Source organism: Sodalinema gerasimenkoae IPPAS B-353 (assembly GCF_009846485.1).
GTDB lineage: Bacteria > Cyanobacteriota > Cyanobacteriia > Cyanobacteriales > Geitlerinemataceae > Sodalinema > Sodalinema gerasimenkoae.
Genome location: NZ_ML776472.1, coordinates 734,914 through 751,438, shown reverse-complemented (window position 1 = coordinate 751,438; position 16,525 = coordinate 734,914). Strand labels below are relative to the sequence as shown.

Annotated in this window: 13 protein-coding genes and 3 pseudogenes; 7 read left to right on the top strand and 9 right to left on the bottom strand. The window is 51.3% G+C overall.

What is annotated here, in order from left to right:
• Window positions 1–120: 120 nt before the first annotated feature.
• Window positions 121–2,526 (top strand): phosphoketolase family protein, encoded by a 2,406-nt coding sequence (locus L855_RS03315; protein ID WP_159784125.1) that lies wholly within the window; start codon window positions 121–123, stop codon window positions 2,524–2,526.
• 24 nt (window positions 2,527–2,550) lie between these two features.
• Here L855_RS03315 and L855_RS03310 read toward each other — a convergent pair whose 3' ends face one another.
• A complete protein-coding gene (locus tag L855_RS03310) occupies window positions 2,551–2,694 on the bottom strand; it encodes a hypothetical protein (RefSeq protein WP_159784122.1) in 144 nt (47 codons plus the stop codon).
• A 16-nt stretch (window positions 2,695–2,710) separates the two neighbouring features.
• Here L855_RS03310 and gghA point away from each other — a divergent pair, with 16 nt between their 5' ends.
• The 3 genes from gghA to L855_RS03295 all read left to right on the top strand — a co-directional run bounded on the left by gghA (window position 2,711) and on the right by L855_RS03295 (window position 7,624).
• Entirely contained in the window at window positions 2,711–5,245 is a 2,535-nt protein-coding gene (gene gghA / locus L855_RS03305) for a glucosylglycerol hydrolase (protein WP_159784119.1), read from the top strand.
• Between the two features lie 27 nt (window positions 5,246–5,272).
• On the top strand, window positions 5,273–6,577 hold the full coding sequence (locus L855_RS03300) for a YcjF family protein (RefSeq protein WP_159784116.1): 1,305 nt from the start codon (window positions 5,273–5,275) through the stop codon (window positions 6,575–6,577).
• A gap of 204 nt (window positions 6,578–6,781) precedes the next feature.
• On the top strand, window positions 6,782–7,624 hold the full coding sequence (locus tag L855_RS03295; RefSeq protein ID WP_159784113.1) for a PP2C family protein-serine/threonine phosphatase: 843 nt from the start codon (window positions 6,782–6,784) through the stop codon (window positions 7,622–7,624).
• Here L855_RS03295 and dusB read toward each other — a convergent pair.
• The 4 genes and pseudogenes from dusB to L855_RS03275 form a co-directional block, all read right to left on the bottom strand.
• Window positions 7,592–8,650: a tRNA dihydrouridine synthase DusB gene (dusB, locus tag L855_RS03290; RefSeq protein WP_159784110.1), complete on the bottom strand. Its 1,059-nt coding sequence runs from the start codon at window positions 8,648–8,650 to the stop codon at window positions 7,592–7,594. The two genes, L855_RS03295 and dusB, sit on opposite strands and share 33 nt — an antisense overlap.
• 254 nt (window positions 8,651–8,904) lie before the next feature.
• Window positions 8,905–9,162, bottom strand: a pseudogene (locus tag L855_RS03285) (ISAs1 family transposase); the annotation flags it as partial.
• A 427-nt stretch (window positions 9,163–9,589) separates the two neighbouring features.
• Entirely contained in the window at window positions 9,590–10,063 is a 474-nt protein-coding gene (locus L855_RS03280) for a BON domain-containing protein (RefSeq protein ID WP_159784107.1), read from the bottom strand.
• 225 nt (window positions 10,064–10,288) lie between these two features.
• Window positions 10,289–11,092, bottom strand: coding sequence for a general stress protein (locus tag L855_RS03275; protein WP_159784104.1), 804 nt, complete (start codon window positions 11,090–11,092; stop codon window positions 10,289–10,291).
• A 424-nt stretch (window positions 11,093–11,516) separates the two neighbouring features.
• Here L855_RS03275 and L855_RS22685 point away from each other — a divergent pair.
• Both L855_RS22685 and L855_RS22680 read left to right on the top strand, forming a co-directional pair.
• Window positions 11,517–11,792 (top strand): annotated as a pseudogene (locus tag L855_RS22685) (IS1 family transposase); the annotation flags it as partial.
• Window positions 11,793–11,856: 64 nt separating this feature from the next.
• A pseudogene (locus L855_RS22680) lies at window positions 11,857–11,985 on the top strand (IS1 family transposase); the annotation flags it as partial.
• 2 nt (window positions 11,986–11,987) lie between these two features.
• Here L855_RS22680 and L855_RS03260 read toward each other — a convergent pair.
• Entirely contained in the window at window positions 11,988–12,416 is a 429-nt protein-coding gene (locus L855_RS03260; RefSeq protein WP_159784101.1) for a type II toxin-antitoxin system VapC family toxin, read from the bottom strand.
• Entirely contained in the window at window positions 12,409–12,633 is a 225-nt protein-coding gene (locus tag L855_RS03255; protein WP_159784098.1) for a hypothetical protein, read from the bottom strand. The genes L855_RS03260 and L855_RS03255 overlap by 8 nt, the downstream gene beginning before the upstream one ends.
• 44 nt (window positions 12,634–12,677) lie before the next feature.
• Between L855_RS03255 and L855_RS03250 the strand changes: the two genes are divergently transcribed.
• A complete protein-coding gene (locus tag L855_RS03250) occupies window positions 12,678–12,926 on the top strand; it encodes a hypothetical protein (RefSeq protein WP_159784095.1) in 249 nt (82 codons plus the stop codon).
• Window positions 12,927–13,164: 238 nt separating this feature from the next.
• Here L855_RS03250 and L855_RS03245 read toward each other — a convergent pair whose 3' ends face one another.
• Together L855_RS03245 and L855_RS03240 are read right to left on the bottom strand one after the other, a co-directional pair.
• The gene (locus L855_RS03245; RefSeq protein ID WP_159784092.1) at window positions 13,165–14,616 is read right to left on the bottom strand and encodes a sodium/glutamate symporter; all 1,452 of its coding nucleotides are present in this window, start codon (window positions 14,614–14,616) and stop codon (window positions 13,165–13,167) included.
• Between the two features lie 62 nt (window positions 14,617–14,678).
• On the bottom strand, window positions 14,679–16,481 hold the full coding sequence (locus L855_RS03240; protein WP_219729855.1) for a methyl-accepting chemotaxis protein: 1,803 nt from the start codon (window positions 16,479–16,481) through the stop codon (window positions 14,679–14,681).
• Between the last annotated feature and the right edge of the window lie 44 nt (window positions 16,482–16,525).

The window sequence follows — 16,525 nt, the reverse complement described above, 5'->3', positions numbered from 1 at the left end:
AAAATCTTTCTTGAATTTTAGGGGGAGAAGCTGCTATCGATAAAGGGAGGGAAACTTACGCACCCCTGGAATCATCCCAGTGACGGTTTCCCCCTGTCCTCACGCTAGGAACTGAATGTTATGACGATTGCCACATCCTCAGTCACCACTGAAATGCCCCTGTCGGCGGAAGAACTCCGTAAGATTCATGCCTACTGGCGGGCTGCCAACTACCTGGCGGTGGGCATGATCTACCTTAAGGACAACCCACTCCTCAAAGAACCCATCAAAGCCGAGCATGTCAAAAAGCGGCTCTTGGGTCACTGGGGGTCTAGTCCCGGGTTGAGCTTTCTCTACATCCATCTCAACCGCCTCATCAACAAATATGACCTCAACGCCCTCTACGTGGCGGGCCCAGGTCATGGCGCTCCGGGAATCCTAGGGCCGGCTTATCTCGAAGGAACCTACTCAGAAGTCTATCCTGACAAAGGACAAGACGAAGAAGGGTTACAAAAATTCTTCAAGCAATTCTCCTTCCCCGGCCATATCGGCAGCCACGTCACCCCGGAAACCCCCGGCTCAATTCATGAAGGGGGAGAACTCGGCTATAGCCTCTCCCACGCCTTTGGCGCCGCCTATGACAACCCTGATTTGCTGGTGGCGGCGGTTATTGGGGATGGAGAAGCCGAAACCGGTCCGTTGGCCACGGCTTGGCATTCCAACAAGTATCTCAACCCCATTCGTGATGGCGCCGTCTTGCCGATTCTGCATTTGAACGGCTACAAAATCGCCAACCCCACCCTTTTGTCACGGATTCCTCACGAGGAACTTGAGGCCTTGTTCCAAGGCTATGGCTACCGCCCCTATTTTGTCGAGGGCAGTGATCCTGAGACCATGCACCAAAAAATGGCGCAGACCCTCGAAGACTGCGTTCAGGAGATTCACCGCATTCAGGAGGAGGCGCGCCGCACTGGGGTGGCCAAGCGACCCCGCTGGCCGATGATTGTGTTCCGCTCTCCCAAAGGCTGGACGGGGCCGGAGTCCGTGAAAGGCCATAAAGTCGAAGGCTCCTGGCGGGCCCACCAAGTCCCCATGTCCGATGTTCACCAAAATCCCGACAGTCTGACTATCTTGGAAGACTGGATGCGTAGCTACAAACCCGAAGAACTCTTTGATGAAACGGGCAAACTGATTCCGGAACTCCAGGAACTCTCACCGAAGGGCCCCCGACGCATGAGTGCCAACCCGATTACTAATGGGGGATTGGTGCGTAAGGACTTACGCCGGCCCGATTTCCGCAAGTATGCCGTCGATGTGCCGCAACCGGGCCATGTCGAGGCCCAAAATACCCGCATCATGAGCTTCTACCTGCGGGATGTGATGCGCGATAATATGCACAATTTCCGGGTGTTTGGTCCCGATGAGACGGCCTCAAACCGGCTTCAGGCTCTCTATGAGGTGACGAAGAAGGCTTGGATGGCCGAAATTCTGCCCGAAGATGAGGATGGTGGCTTCTTGTCCCCTGATGGCCGGGTGATGGAGATGCTGAGTGAGCATACCCTCGAAGGTTGGCTCGAAGGCTATCTCCTCACGGGACGACATGGCTTGTTCCATACCTATGAGGCCTTCGCTCACGTCATTGACTCGATGTTTAACCAGCACGCCAAATGGTTGGATATCTGTAAAAATGAGGTGCCTTGGCGGGCGCCGGTGTCTTCGCTGAATATCTTGCTCTCCTCGGTGGTCTGGCGGCAAGACCACAATGGCTTCAGTCACCAAGATCCCGGATTTATTGATTTGGTGACCAATAAGAGTGCTGAGGTGACGCGGATTTATCTTCCCCCCGATGCCAATTGCTTGCTCTCGGTGATGGATCATTGTCTTAAGAGCAAAAACTATGTCAATGTCATCGTGGCGGATAAGCAAGACCACTTGCAGTATTTGACCATGGAGGAGGCGATCGCCCATTGTACGAAGGGGATCGGCATCTGGGAATGGGCCAGTAATGATGATTGCGGCAAAGACCCTGATGAACCGGATGTGGTGATGGCCTCGTGTGGGGATATCCTGACACGGGAAGCCCTAGCCGCCACGGCGATTCTGCGGGACGAATTCCCGGATCTTAAGGTGCGCTTTATCAATGTGGTGGACTTGTTCCGGCTTCAGTCGGAAGTGGATCACCCCCATGGCTTATCCGATCGCGACTTTGACAGCCTCTTTACTCCAGACAAGCCGGTGATGTTTAACTTCCACGGCTATCCCTGGCTGATTCACAAACTCACCTATCGCCGCAGCAACCAAGAACGCATCCATGTTCGCGGCTACAAGGAAAAAGGCAATATCAACACGCCCCTTGAGTTAGCCATTCGCAACCAAGTCGATCGCTTCAATCTCGTGATTGATGTGATCGATCGCGTCCCCAAACTGGGGTCAGCGGCGGCCTATGTGAAAGAACGCATGAAAAATCGAATCATCGAGCATATGCACTATGCTCAGGAACATGGGACCGATAAGCCCGAAATCAACAACTGGACATGGCCCTATTAAGCCCTAACCAGACCCTGTAAACAATCAGCTTGCGGATTGCAGCGATCGCCCTAGAGAGACGGATTCCTTGAGGGCGATCGCTGTTTTTTGGGTCTCTCCTTCGGCGATCGCATAAAAATAGCCACGAAATAAGATATAACAAATGGAGAGTTTCCGAGAATTTGCCAAAAGTACGGTCTAAATCATGGTCAACGTCGCGACCCCTTCTATCCCCTCCATCCAACTCGAAGACGATGCCACCCAGGAATTGCTTGACTGGGCCACGGAGATTGAGCATTCCCAGAACACATATTTTGAAAAAAGTCAAGCCCTAGTCGTGAAACTCGGTGCTCACTATCGCCAAGATGGTTTGACAGAATTTGGCTTCTGGACTCCCGAACTGACCGCCCAAGTGATGCGGCGCAAAGAGATTTACCTAGAAATTCTCACCCCCATGGATGAGATTGATTTCCAAAATCCGCGCCAAATGGTTCGCTTTCGTCGCACCCGCTTAAACTTAAAACAACAAGGGGAATTTCTCTGGGGGGTCGTCTCGGGCCTACAAGCAGGAACCCGTGAACAAGCCGGGTCCTTTTATTGGTTACGGTTTGTTGACCAACAGGGTATTTTAGAGGCCATTCGCGATGTAGTCCCCTACTCCCTTCCCTATGGGGTCTTCGGCCCGGCTGAAGTCTACGACATTGACCGTCTCCAGGCCAATCGCCCGGATTTAGATTATTTTGCCCGCACCAGCGCCTCCCAACTACCGGAGTTTTTCACCCAAGACGCCCATCACCAAGATATTAAAGCCATTCCCCGGGTTCATGCCCCCCGCAACATTCTGCAACTCCATGTGGGAACCGCCACCGCCGAGGGAACCCTCGAAGGCTTAACCCATCTCTATCAACGCCTTTCCGCCAAACTGGCTAACGGAGATGCCCTCACCCCCATGGAACAGAACTATGTGGGGTATGATGCGGTGCAACTGCTCCCCTTAGAACCCACCATTGAGTTCCGCAGTGAGTACAGTCCTGAAAGTGAGTTTTTTGTCTTCCTCAGTGAAGATGAAGAAGATGAACTCAAAATTGAACTGCGCAAACCCAATACCCAAGACTGGGGCTATGATGTCCCCATTTTAGGTTCGAGTGCCACGAACCCCGCTCAATTGGGGAGTCTGCGGCCCGATGAAATGGTGGACTTTGTGGCGACGCTGCATAATTTCTCCACGGGCCCGATGCAGGTCATTTATGATTTAGTCTATGGTCATGCCGATAACCAGTCGGAACTGCTGATTAATCGGGAATATCTCAAAGGTCCGAATATGTATGGCCAGGACTTAAACCACCAATTGCCAACGGTGCGGGCAATTTTCCTGGAGATGCAACGGCGCAAACTCAACACCGGGGCCGATGGGATTCGCGTCGATGGCGGTCAAGATTTTCGCTTCTTTAACCCCCTTTCTGGGGCCGTGGAACAGGATGACGCCTATTTACTGGCCATGAGTAATGTGGTGCAAGAGATTGATGGCTATAAACGCCTCATGTTCACCATTTTTGAGGATGGCCGTCCCTGGCCCGCTGACGGTTGGGAAGATATTTCCACCTATCGGGACTTAATTGAGAAAATGCCCGAGTCCTACCAATGGGGGCCCCTAGTGTTTGCCCACAATACCCCCGCCTTGAAAGGCTTTTGGGAACGGAAATGGCGGCGGGTGTTGGAGGTGATGCACATCGGCAGTAACTGGATTACCGGTTGTGGCAATCATGACACAGTCCGCCGGGGCAATCAGATTGCTCTGGAGGAGCAAATTAACTGGAATTTAGGGGAGTCCCTCCCAGAGGTTCTCAGCAAAGCCTATGATAATCCTGCTACGTCGATTTGGGTCTATGGCTTTAGTCCGGGATTACCCATGGACTTTATTAATGCGCTGTGTCATGTTCCCTGGATGTTTTTCCGCAATACCGATGAACGCTATGGGGTGAAGGTGGTTTCTGAGGAAATTGGCTTCCTGGATTGGCAGATTCCTGAGGAGATTTATAATCGCCCCGATTTGTTTCAGAATCTCAAGAAGCTGGGCTTTGAGTATCTTGAAGATGTGCGCGGTTTTGGACGGGCCCTGGAAGAAACCATGATGGAGATGGATTACGATCTCAGCCGTGTGGCTAAGATTTGTCAGGATTGTTTGGGTGAGGATGCTTCTGCCTGTAGCATTGATAGTATGAAGCTGCTCAATCATCCGAAGATGGTTAAGTTTTTGAAACGCCTGGATGAGGCGCAGTTGAAGAAGTTTGCCCTAACCTATATGGAAGATTGTTTTGTCGCCTGTAATGTGGGTCATTATATAGACAAGGTGGATGAGGTTCAGGCTCAGTTTAACCGCCAGTTACGAGCCTTTCGTCATGAACGGCCCTGGCTGGCGCAAAATCTGATTGGGACGGATCGCTTTGATAAGTATAGTGAGGGCGATCGCACCATCTTTTATGGGGTGCGCAGTAATCCCAATGATGGTTCAGAAGGGGTGGTGATGGTGGCTCATTTAGGGGGAGATCCTATGACCGTGGAACTGGGCAAGTGGTTAGGGATTGACTTAAATCAATGGACCGTAGAAATTGCCTCGCCAGGATTAGAACGGGATGATAATTTCGCGGATCTCAATTCCTTTGAACTGCGAGATTCTGAGGGATTACTGCTGTGTTTTGCGCCCCCGGCTCGTTCTTCCCTGTCTCAAACTCAGTCGTAATCAATTCCCTAATGGGTTAAGTTCTTTATGCGCGATCGCCCTCAATCTCCCAAGCCTCAGCCCACCCCAAACGAGGAGCAAACGGCTACAAAACGACCTCGGTTCAGTCGCATTTTAAGTGAGACTTTGGATCAGTTAAAAGGTCGTTTCTCGAAGATGGGCAATGTGGCTAAATTATTTTCAGTCAGTGATGAACAATTGGCTGAAATTTTGGCCCGAGTGCGGGAAGAACTGCCCACGACGGAAGCCCTCTTATTAGGGAAACCCCAGGCAGGAAAAAGCTCGATTGTTCGCGGAATTACGGGAGTCTCGCCAGAGATTATTGGCCAGGGGTTTCGCCCCCATACTCAGAACACCCAACGCTATGCCTATCCCTCGGAGGATTTGCCGCTGCTAGTGTTTACCGATACCGTCGGACTAGGGGATACTCGCCGGGATACTCAGGAGTTAGTGGCGGAACTTCTAGAGGATTTGAATGTTGAAACTCGTCGGGCCCGGATTTTAATTTTAACGGTTAAAATCACGGATTTCGCCACGGATACCCTGCAAGAAATTGCTCGGCAATTGCGACAGCAACACCCCGAAATTCCCTGTTTGTTGGCCATTACCTCATTACATGATCTCTATTCCTCGCAGGTAGACAATCATCCTGAGTACCCCCCGGAGTTTCAGGAGGTGCAACGGGTGGCTCAGGCCTTAGAGGCCTCCTTTGCGAGCTGCTATGATGCGGTGGTTTGGCTCGATTTCACTTTGGAGGAGGATGGCTTTACACCGGTGTTTTATGGTTTGGAGGCCCTGCGGGATGCGATCGCCGATTTGTTACCCGAAGCCGAGGCCCGGGCCATCCATGAACTCCTCGATGATGGTACGACGCAGCAGTTGGGGGATCTCTATCGTGATGTGGCCCGACGCTATATCATTGCCTTTTCAGTGATGGCAGCTACCGTTGCAGCGGTTCCTCTTCCCTTTGCCACCATGCCGGTGTTGACCACCTTACAGGTGTCTTTGGTGGGGATGATTGGCCGACTGTATGGCCAAACCCTTTCTCCCTCGCAAGCGGGAGGGGTCGTCAGTGCGATCGCCGGGGGCTTTTTAGCCCAAATGGTAGGACGGGAGTTAATTAAGTTTATTCCCGGTTTAGGGAGTGCCCTAGCTGCCTCCTGGGCCGCCGCTTATACATGGGCCTTGGGGGAGGGAGCCTGTGTCTATTTTGGCGACCTAATGGGGGGCAAAACTCCGGACCCTGAGAAAATTCAAGCGGCCATGAATGAAGCCTTTGAAACCGCCAAACGACGTTTCCGAGATCACTCAACAGATGACCATGACCCATAACCCCATAATACCCAGTTCAGCGTCTAGGTTGGGCAAACTCTCCCCCTCCAGTTTGCCGATTGATTTCACCTATTATTGATTTCACCTATTGATATAGCAATCTTCGATTGCCTATTGCCTATTGCCGTTTCCCCCTGTTCCCTGTTCCCTATTCCCTGTTCCCTTCTTTTGCCTCTTGCCTCTTGCCTTATCTCAGTTTCAATCATGGATCATACCTCCACTGACCCCCCTATCCTGCCCTCGAATCCCGCTGAGGTTCAGGTCAAAACCTTAGCTTGGGCCACCATCGCGACGGTATCTCATATTGGCAAGGTGCGGCGGGAAAATCAAGATAATTTCTTGGTCAGACCCTGGCCCGATGAATCGGCGATTTTAGCGGTGGTGGCCGATGGGATGGGGGGCGGTCGTGGGGGAAAGCGGGCCGCCGAAATTACGGTAAATACCTTTGAGGCCTTGCTGGAGAAACCGGTTCCTGATTCGGTGAGCGATCGCTATCAACAACTTTGGAACACCCTGCATCAGGCGGATGAATATATCCGAGCCGAAGGGTCCATGAGTTTTAAACTGATGGGGATGGGGGCAACGGCGGTGGTGGCCCTGATTACCCCCAACGAGATGATTCATCTCTACGCGGGGGACAGTCGCCTTTATCATTACCGTCGCGATGAGTTTCTCTATAAAACCGCAGACCATTCCGTAGTGCGGATGCTGTTGGAACTCGGGCGAATTACGGAGGAGGATGTAGCCACCCATCCCATGCGATCGCTGGTGAGTTCTTGTCTGGGGGGACGAGAGGGGACTGGTGATTTTAGTATTGATCCTAAATGGAATCGTGACCCCTGTCCCCAACGAGAGTTACAAATCGAAGATACGCTTCTACTGACGAGTGACGGCTTACATGGCCATCTCTCGGATGCTGAGATTCAGGGGTATTTAGACCAGTGGAGTCATTCTCCTGGGACGTTCTTGCAGCAGTTAAAGGAACGGGCCCTGGCTGACGGCGGGGTGGATAATTTAACCGGCATTGTGATTCGCATTCATGCCTGAATTGACTCTGTGAGATTCGAGTGCGGCAATGGTGCGATCGAGTAACTCCCAACCCTCCTGTACCGACTCAATGCGGCTAAGTTGATCCCGTAGCGGATTAGCCCCAGGAAAGCCTTTACAGTACCAGGATAGATGTTTGCGAGCTTGATAGATGCCGCGATCGCCCTTATAGGCCCCCAAGGCCTGTAAATGCTCCTTCGCACAACGAAGCCGCTCTACTGCACTCACGGGGGGCAGATATTCCCCAGTTTTCAGGAAATGGTCAATTTCCCCCACCAGGAAGGGATAGCCCAAGGTTCCCCGAGAACACATCACCCCATCGGCCCCGGTTTCCTGCAAACAGCGGATGGCTGACTCCACCGAGACAATATCCCCATTGGCAATCACGGGAATCTCCAGTTGTTCTTTAACTCGGCGAATCCAATGCCATTGGGCGGTTCCGTTATACCCCTGTTGCCGAGTGCGTCCATGTAACGTCAGCATCGCGGCCCCAGCATCCTGCATTCGTTGAGCAAACTCCAGGATATTAATTTCCTCATCAGACCATCCCAGCCGAGTTTTAACGCTCACCGGAACCCCCGCCACTTGCACCACGGCCCGGACAATGGCTTCAGCTACTTTAGGCTGACGTAATAGAGAAGAACCGCCCCCTTTGCGGGTAATTTTGTTGACGGGACAGCCCATGTTGATATCAATGGTATCGGAGCCTTGATCCACGGCAATTTGGGCCGCTTCTCCGAGGAAGTCCGGGCGACAGTCAAACAGTTGAATACTAATAGGATGTTCCTGGGGGTCAACATCCATAATTTGGGGAACCTCCCGCAGATGTTGCAAACTCGACGCTTGCACCATTTCTGTGTACATCATGGATTGGGGCGCGTGGCGGCGCACCAGGCGGCGAAAGACTAAATCTGTAACCCCAGAGAGGGGGGATTGGAGGACGCGACTTTGGACTTCGACGCTGCCAATCTGTAGGGGTTGGGCGAGTTTTTGGCGCAAGGCCGGTGTTAGGGATGAGTCAGCCATGAAGAGAGAAACGAGATAACAGATGGCCGTAGGGGCGAACGGTGTTCAGTGAGCGATCGTCGAAGTGCCGTGTGCTGAGCGATCGTCAAAGTACTGTGTGCTGAGCGATCGTCGAAGTACTGTGTGCCCTCCTCGCTGTCGGATGTCTAGTAAGGTTACCGAAAAATCCTATCACATGGCTTTAAGCCGGAACAGGCTGTTTTCGATGCCCCAATGGGCGCGGATGGCGGTCGCTAGCAGACTCGCATCTGGGGCTAAACTCGTGATGTAAAAGCACAGTCGATGCCCACCCACTGGGTACGTTCCGCATCCTGAAAAAACGACCTCACCGCCTGGTACAGAGTGCCTTGATTCCCTTTCAGTGCCAGGATATAGTCTCCTCCTTGCTCCCGGATTTGAGCGGCAATCTCCCGCTGTGTCCCCATGGCATCGAGGGTAATAATCGCGCCACCGAGATCCAACAGCTTCAGAAGTTCTGGAATGGCAGTAATCTCATGTGATTTGTCGTCGACATAGTGAGTGCTTGGGTTGCCGTTTATAGAGTAATGCCCACCTTGCTTCTCAATTTACACCAAAACATCAGTTCGCCGATACAAATCCCAGCCACCTCTAACCCAATACTGTCAAACACCACCCGTTCCCCACACCAAACGACCGCGAACTCTACCCCTCAACACCTGGCCAAACACCTCCACTCGCTGTACCTCCGAGGAAATATAGCAATCTTCGATTGCCTTAGGACACTCTGAAGGATACTCTGAGTTGGAAGAGAATCTCCTACTTCTTGCCTCTTGCCTCTTGCCTCTTGCCTTCTTATCCCCTGTTTTTGTCCTATTCAGACCAACTTTTGCTATAAACACATATTCCTCCAACTTGGTAAAAACCCACACCCCTAAGTTAAATAAGGATGTGGGTTTTTGCTAGATTACGGTTTTTTGGTTATTCAGCGTCAGAATCTGGATTCTCAGCCGGTTCAACGATTTGTACGTCAATTGTCACATCTTGAACACCGCGAATTTCACGGGCCAAAGTCTCAATTGAATCATATCGTTCTTGGTTAGGGACCGTTCCGACCACAGTAACCACACCATCTTCAGAGGTGACAGCCAACTTACTCTGAGGAATATTGGCTTCTAACTTGCTCCTCACTTCACTGGCGAGGTCGCCATCCGAACGGTCTTCGGGGTCTCCCACCACATCAGTACGTTGTTCCCTGGCCCGAATATCACTATCGAGTTGATCACGACGAATATCGCTTGTAGAATTGTCGCGGGCATCTTCGACTTGAGCTGGGTTATCGGTCGTTTCATCTAGACTGCTGGGAGCATCAGAATCGGTTCGTTCCAAATCCTGACAAGCAGCAGCACCGAATAAAACGGTGATTCCGAGTAAAAAGGGAGTAATCTTTTTCATGGTTAATGTCCTAGATTTTTTTGGCTTTAGATGTGCGATCAGACTTGAGCAGTTCAAAAACGTTTGGGTCTGTGAATTTTCTTGCTTGATCCGATCACCCCGATTGAAATGATCTGTTTAAGATTCTCTGTAAAAAAATAAGAGAGAAACTGCTGGAACCCTGCAAACCTAGTCTATTTAAGGCAAAGGGTTCCAGCCTAATCCTAATCTTAGAAAAGGCTAAGATTACCGATGGATATCCCCATCCTTGGTACGGTCAACAACCTTAACGACATTATCTTCATAGACGGCATCGTGATCGGTGCGAACCATATTCCGTTCGCGTTCAACCACAGGGGGACGATTTTCTGCGACTGTTCCTTGACGACGAATGTCATCGTTCTGATAACCAATGTTGTCGTTTCGATGACCCATGTTGTCTTCTTGACGACGAATATCATCGTTTTGATAACCAATGTTGTCGTTTCGATGATGCTCATCTTCTCGGGTCTGCTGAGCGTCATACACGCCCCATTCTTCGATGCCACCCCGATTTAGAATCGTATCGGCACGAGCGATATCAGCTTCAGTCCCATCGACAATCACTAAGTAATCCCCCTGGGCCACGCGCTCTTTATAGACTTTAGCCCGTTCTTCAGGAATACCCAGGCCAACTAAAGCACCGATTAGGCCCCCAGTTGCTGCACCGATCGCAGCACCACCGGCAGTAGTCGCCAACGCGGTTGCGGTTGCACCGGCTAACATGATAGGACCAATGCCAGGAATGGCAAGTAAGCCCAAACCGACGAGTAAACCCGTCACTGTTCCGACTGCCCCGCCCGTTGCTGCACCTACGGCTGCACCTTCATCGGCTTTGTTGCCTTGGTCTTCACCATGTAGATCATCCGAGACTGGATGATTTTCATCTTTGGCAATTACAGACACGCAGTCCATTGGAAAGCCACTATCTTTGAGTTCCCGCAATGCTCGTTCCGCTTGTGTCCGAGCGGGGAATGTACCAACAGCTCGTTTTTTAGATGTCATAGCCATGTTTTTTTCCTGCTACTTAAAAAGTTATTTAGAAAAATTAAATATCTTTTCCGTCTTACATAATTAATTGTGTCGTGTTTGCCAGGGGAATTCATCTGTCGGAAGGCATAGCTTAAGCGAGCTACACCGATCGCACTTTCTGGGTTGGGGAATAGTCCAGATCTGAATGCTACTCAGAAGTTGAGGGGTTAAGCGGGGCAGTTTTTCACTAATTTTTCCGCTCATTTCGACTATTTTGCCCCTACCTCTGTTGAGAGCTTGATAGGTCTATCGGGTAGCGACAATCTGCGGAGGTTTAACGGTCGGGCACTGGTCTGATAAGCGATGATGTGTAAAATGGTTTGGGTAAAACTTTGGAAGTAATGATGAATTTGTATAATTTGTATAAGATGATCATGAAGCGACGGAATAACCCCCATACTTCATTGCCCTGATTGCGATTGTCGACCACAAGGGCAACAAACAATGGGTCTGGTTAGCCCTCGATGCTGAGACCCGTGAGATTATCGGTGCTTATGTCAGTTCTCGCGCTGCCGAAAGTGCGCAAAAACTCGAGGATTCCTTACCCAACGTCTATCGGCAATGTGCTGTGATCTACACTGACGCCTGGGAGGCTTACTGGCAGGTGCTGCCGAGCAAACGACACCGGGTCGTCAGTCAGTCGAGTGGCAAGACCAATTACATTGAGCGGTTCAACAATACCCTCAGGCAAAGAGTTTCACGCTTTGTCCGACGCAGCTTAGCCTTCTCCAAGAGTCTTGTTCAACAATACCCTCAGGCAAAGAGTTTCACGCTTTGTCCGACGCAGCTTAGCCTTCTCCAAGAGTCTCCGCAATCACATTGGACTCCTGTGGAACTTTATTCATCACTACAACGCATCATTACCTCTTTAGTACTACCCGCCAACTGCACCCAACCACACAACAAAATCAATACTTGACCCCTGCCTCAACGCATTAATAAACCGCTCATCTGCCGTCACCATCTGACAGAAATGCTCGATTGCCAACGTCAGATAAACACAGTCATAGACTGCCTGCTTTACCTGCACCGCCGTTTCTAACGCCTGACTTACCAGATCGAGGGAGTCAAACACAGCAAAATCAACCTGCTTGATTTCCGACAACTTTTCATCCGCCGCTTCTAGCGTCAACTCTCCCCGTTGGGTGCGCTTCCAGAGAATGTTGGTGATTTCTGAAAAGAAAAAATCCGGCACCAGCAACTCATCGTGATCATTATCCAAAAGCGACAACGCCTGATCTGAGTAGATCTCTGGCAAGACCCACTTAATCGCCACATTGGCATCAATGACGAACTTAGCCACGCCGGCGATCCTCACGGAACAGTTCTGTACTATCGCTGAAGGTCTGGCCTTGGTGCTGCGCCAGCATCGCCTGGAACCGTTGCTTAGAGCCTTGATGGCTTCTCTTCTGCACAAGCTGATAAATCACCATGGCCTCAACATCCTGGTTTTTCACCGGTAACTGCAAAGACAACACCCCATCCTGGCCGACATGAGCTTTTACTTTGATACTTTCCATTCAACGAGTCTCTTGAACTGTATTGATCGTATCATCCTAAAATCATGACACCCCCTCATGCTCCCCATACTCCACCTCCCCCAATAATAAACCGGTCAGACTCGATGGCGAACCATCATCTGACCGGTTTGCGTGAGACAGCCGGGCAACGGCGTCCCGAAGAGTGGGCATTGCTAGCGAAGTCTGGCCGAGGCTTTGGCCGCAAACTTTACATTGGCACTGTGGAAGACCCGCTTTTGTACGGAGAACAGCACCATAAAGACCAGTGCGGCGTAGACTGTTGCGAAGAGTAAGGTGGTCCAATACATTATTTAACCTGAGAACCCGTCTGTCTCGATTAAAACACGTTTTTCCGAAGACAAACACCCTATTTGGCATAAATATTTTATTTTTTTTAAAAAACTGTGAAAACACCCATAACCAAAGGAATAGAGCGACCGTTATTGCAGTACAAGATACTAACAAAGCACTGCTAATGTACTGTTGGAGTTGCCAAAGGCCAGAACTGAGGCAAGTCCCTGAGACTCCAGCTTATGCTTCTGGGAGCGATCGCCGACGACGCCGTCCCGTCACCAGTAATCCAAAGGCCAACCAAAACAGTAATAACGCCCCCGTTAGCAGCAACGTGCCCACGGCCCCCAACTGCACCACCAACACCGGAGCCGCCGCCGTAAACAAGCCCCCACCCACAATCGGCTCAAAAAACAGTTGCTTATAGGCAAAACTCTCAAACCCCCCCGAACGATTCTGGGGGTCCACCATCCGCAACAGCAAAATCCCCGTCGCCGTCACTCCCATGGACTGGCCCACATCCCCAATTCCCCGTTCAAACCAAAAGTCCGGCAACATCCTCGGGGCCAAATACATAAATGCCAGCACATTCCAGGTAATCCCCAATAGGGCCAACAGCGCAAACGGAACCAAGTTCTCCCCCAACGCCGTCAGAGAAATCGAAGCCAGGGCCGTAATAATCGTAATATCCAGAGCCACCCCGCCAATCCGCTCCATGAGCGATCGCATCACCAAGGCCTCCAACCGCAACCGCCGCAACAGCAACTGCACCACAATCCCCCCCACCAACGCCATCGGGAACAGAGGAATATAGCCCAACACCGTCAAGCCATTCTCTCCCCCCCAAGTTACCCGTTCAAGGACTTTCAACGCCTCTAAAATCAGCCAACCCACCGCCACCGCTAACCCCACAAAGCCCAAATTTATCGAAATCGGGTCCACCAACAAATCCGAGGTTAACCGCTCCCGAGCCGCCACCATATCAGGATGTTCCGGGGTCACCCCATAGACTTCTGACCCCGTATCCGGTTCCAGACGAGCCGAGCGAATCAATCCCTTACGTCGTCCCCAGTTCGCCAAGAGAATCCCCGAGACAATCCCCGAGACAATGCCAATGGTCGCCAACCCCAGGGCTAAATCGCCCCCTTCCGGGAATCCCAACTCCGTCAGAGTTTCCGCCATCCCCGCTGCCGTTCCATGGCCTCCCTCAAAGCCAATCTCAATCAAGGTTCCCGCAATCGGCGACAAGCCAAACACCGGCGTTAACACCAGCAGTCCGAGTAACAGGCCCACCACATACTGGCCCCAGGCTAAGGTTTGACCAAAGGCCACCTGAGGCGAAGCCTTACGCCAGATATCCCGAGGGGCCGGTAAAATCTCCCCTAAAAACAGCGTCGCAAAGACCACATTAATAAATACCCCCGGCGATTGCTGCCAAACCTGGCGGATATTGGCACTAAAGACCCCCTCTGCTAACGGCGAGTCCGCTCCCATCAACTGTCCTAATACCTGTGGCCCCAGGAGCAGCGCCAAAAAACCCGCCATAATGGAACTGGGGATATAGAGTTGACGCAGAATCCGCAAATTTTGCCGAATTAAGCGCCCGAACAACAGCAAAATCGCAGCCAGAACGAAGGCAAAGAAGGCATCACTCAATTGAAAGCCAGGACTGGTCGCAAGAACTAAAAGCATCGTCCTAGGAGTAAATTAGAGCAGGAGAAGTCTTTCCAGCTTAACTTACTCTGTCAAGACCGCTAAACCATTTTCTGTAGGGACACAGCGGCGTCATTGAGATGTCGACTACCGGCCCGAGTCTGGCTGATGCTGCTAGCGGTTTCATTGGCCCCATGGTCGAGAGCGGTCATGGCTTCCGTCAATTGCTCAATGGCTCGGGCCTGTTGTTGCGCATTGGCGGCAATTTGCTGAGACCCGAGGGCAATTTTCTGAATCGCATCTTTAACCCCCATAAACTTCTCAGCGGTTTCATGGGCAAACCCTGTTGTGTCACCCACCGCCGTCGTACTATCTTTCGCCAAACTACTGGTGCTGGTAATGGCGGACTGAACCATCTCCACCAGGTTATCGATTTTCTCCGCCGAGTGACGGCTTTGGTCCGCCAGCTTACGAATTTCTGAGGCCACCACTGCAAAGCCACGTCCCGCATCCCCAGCACGAACCGCCTCGACGGAAGCATTCAGGGCTAACATATTGGTTTGATTGGCTAAATCGCTGACTAAGGAGGAGATGGTGCCAATGCGACGAATCTGGTCGTTGAGATTATCCATCTGTTCGGCTAAACTCCCGACCCGGTTTTGCAGTTGATTGGTGCGTTCTAGGGTACGGTCAACCACAACTTCTCCATCTTTGGCTAGTTGCAGGACATGTTGTGCTTGGTCCTGGGCCGTTTGGGCCTGTTCCGCTGAGCGTTGAGCGGAGCGGCTCAGTTGTTCCATCATGGCGGTGGACTCGCTAATGGAGGCCGCCTGCTGGGACAAACTCCGTTCTTGTTGTTCGACCGTCGCCGCCATTTCTGAGGAGGCACTGACCACGGTTCTGACCACATCGCTAATGCGTTGAATCAGGGGTTCTGTAATCAAGAGGCTGACCCCAATGGCGAGAATAGTCACCACAATGGCGGTTCCGATGGTTCCTAGACCAATCGTCCGCAATAAACTGTTGGAGGTTGCAAAGGCATTTTCTGTACTGGTTTCTACCACAATCAGCCAGTTCAGATTAAACATTTGTTCCGTGCCCAGAATGGGGGCAGCGGCGATGAGATGTTGCTCTTGATTTAGCTCGCGAATCAGTCCTACTTGCTGTTGCCTGGTTTGTCGAGCTTCTTGAATTAGGGGAATCGTTTGAAAGCGAGTTGGGTTCGTGGTCTGGGCTTGACTGCTCAGGAAAATCCGACCTTGGGCATCTAAGACATATTCATTGTCACTCTCATTGCCGACAATTAGCTCTTGAAATACCTCAACTGGGAACCGGGCCTGGACAATGGCCATGGTTTGACCGGTTTCATGATGTAGGATTGGGGCTGAGATGTAGATGGATAGCTCCTCAGTCACTTGGGACAAACGAGGGGCGCTAATTAAGGGACGGTTGCTGTTGAGAATTTCGCCCAGACTTTCTGAGTCGAGCTGAGTGGTGGTGTTGCTACCACTGGAGCGGATCATTAAGCGACCTTGGGTGTCAAATAAAGCGATACTATCGTAGATTTGGTAGGCTTCAATGATGGTATTTAAAAAGTCTTGTTTGTCCTGAGCACTTGTAGCGGCAGAAATCTCAGGATTAGTAAAAATCGGCAAGCGAGAAATAGAGAAAAAATCTCCGTGGCGTTCAGTCATAAACCGATTGAGTTTTTCCGCTACTTGTGCCCCATAGTTTTGTTTTTCTCTAAAAACTTGCTGTCGCCAAGACTGACTGGTGGTGCGATAGGCAATAGCCCCGACAACAATCACCGGAATTGTTCCTAAAACAATGGCGATCGCCGCTGCTTTCCAGCGCAAGCCACGACTTTTTTCAGAAATGTTGCTCTTGTCCGTTAACATTACCATTTTCGGGGGGTAGGGGTTCGCAAGGCTGAAGGCGGAAACGATAG

Coding starts and splice junctions, on each gene's coding strand:
- L855_RS03315 (WP_159784125.1), top strand. CDS start 121: ATGACGATTGCCACATCCTCAGTCACCACTGAAATGCCCCTGTCGGCG.
- gghA (WP_159784119.1), top strand. CDS start 2,711: ATGGTCAACGTCGCGACCCCTTCTATCCCCTCCATCCAACTCGAAGAC.
- L855_RS03300 (WP_159784116.1), top strand. CDS start 5,273: ATGCGCGATCGCCCTCAATCTCCCAAGCCTCAGCCCACCCCAAACGAG.
- L855_RS03295 (WP_159784113.1), top strand. CDS start 6,782: ATGGATCATACCTCCACTGACCCCCCTATCCTGCCCTCGAATCCCGCT.
- dusB (WP_159784110.1), bottom strand. CDS start 8,650: ATGGCTGACTCATCCCTAACACCGGCCTTGCGCCAAAAACTCGCCCAA.
- L855_RS03280 (WP_159784107.1), bottom strand. CDS start 10,063: ATGAAAAAGATTACTCCCTTTTTACTCGGAATCACCGTTTTATTCGGT.
- L855_RS03275 (WP_159784104.1), bottom strand. CDS start 11,092: ATGGCTATGACATCTAAAAAACGAGCTGTTGGTACATTCCCCGCTCGG.
- L855_RS03255 (WP_159784098.1), bottom strand. CDS start 12,633: ATGGAAAGTATCAAAGTAAAAGCTCATGTCGGCCAGGATGGGGTGTTG.
- L855_RS03250 (WP_159784095.1), top strand. CDS start 12,678: ATGACACCCCCTCATGCTCCCCATACTCCACCTCCCCCAATAATAAAC.
- L855_RS03245 (WP_159784092.1), bottom strand. CDS start 14,616: ATGCTTTTAGTTCTTGCGACCAGTCCTGGCTTTCAATTGAGTGATGCC.
- L855_RS03240 (WP_219729855.1), bottom strand. CDS start 16,481: ATGGTAATGTTAACGGACAAGAGCAACATTTCTGAAAAAAGTCGTGGC.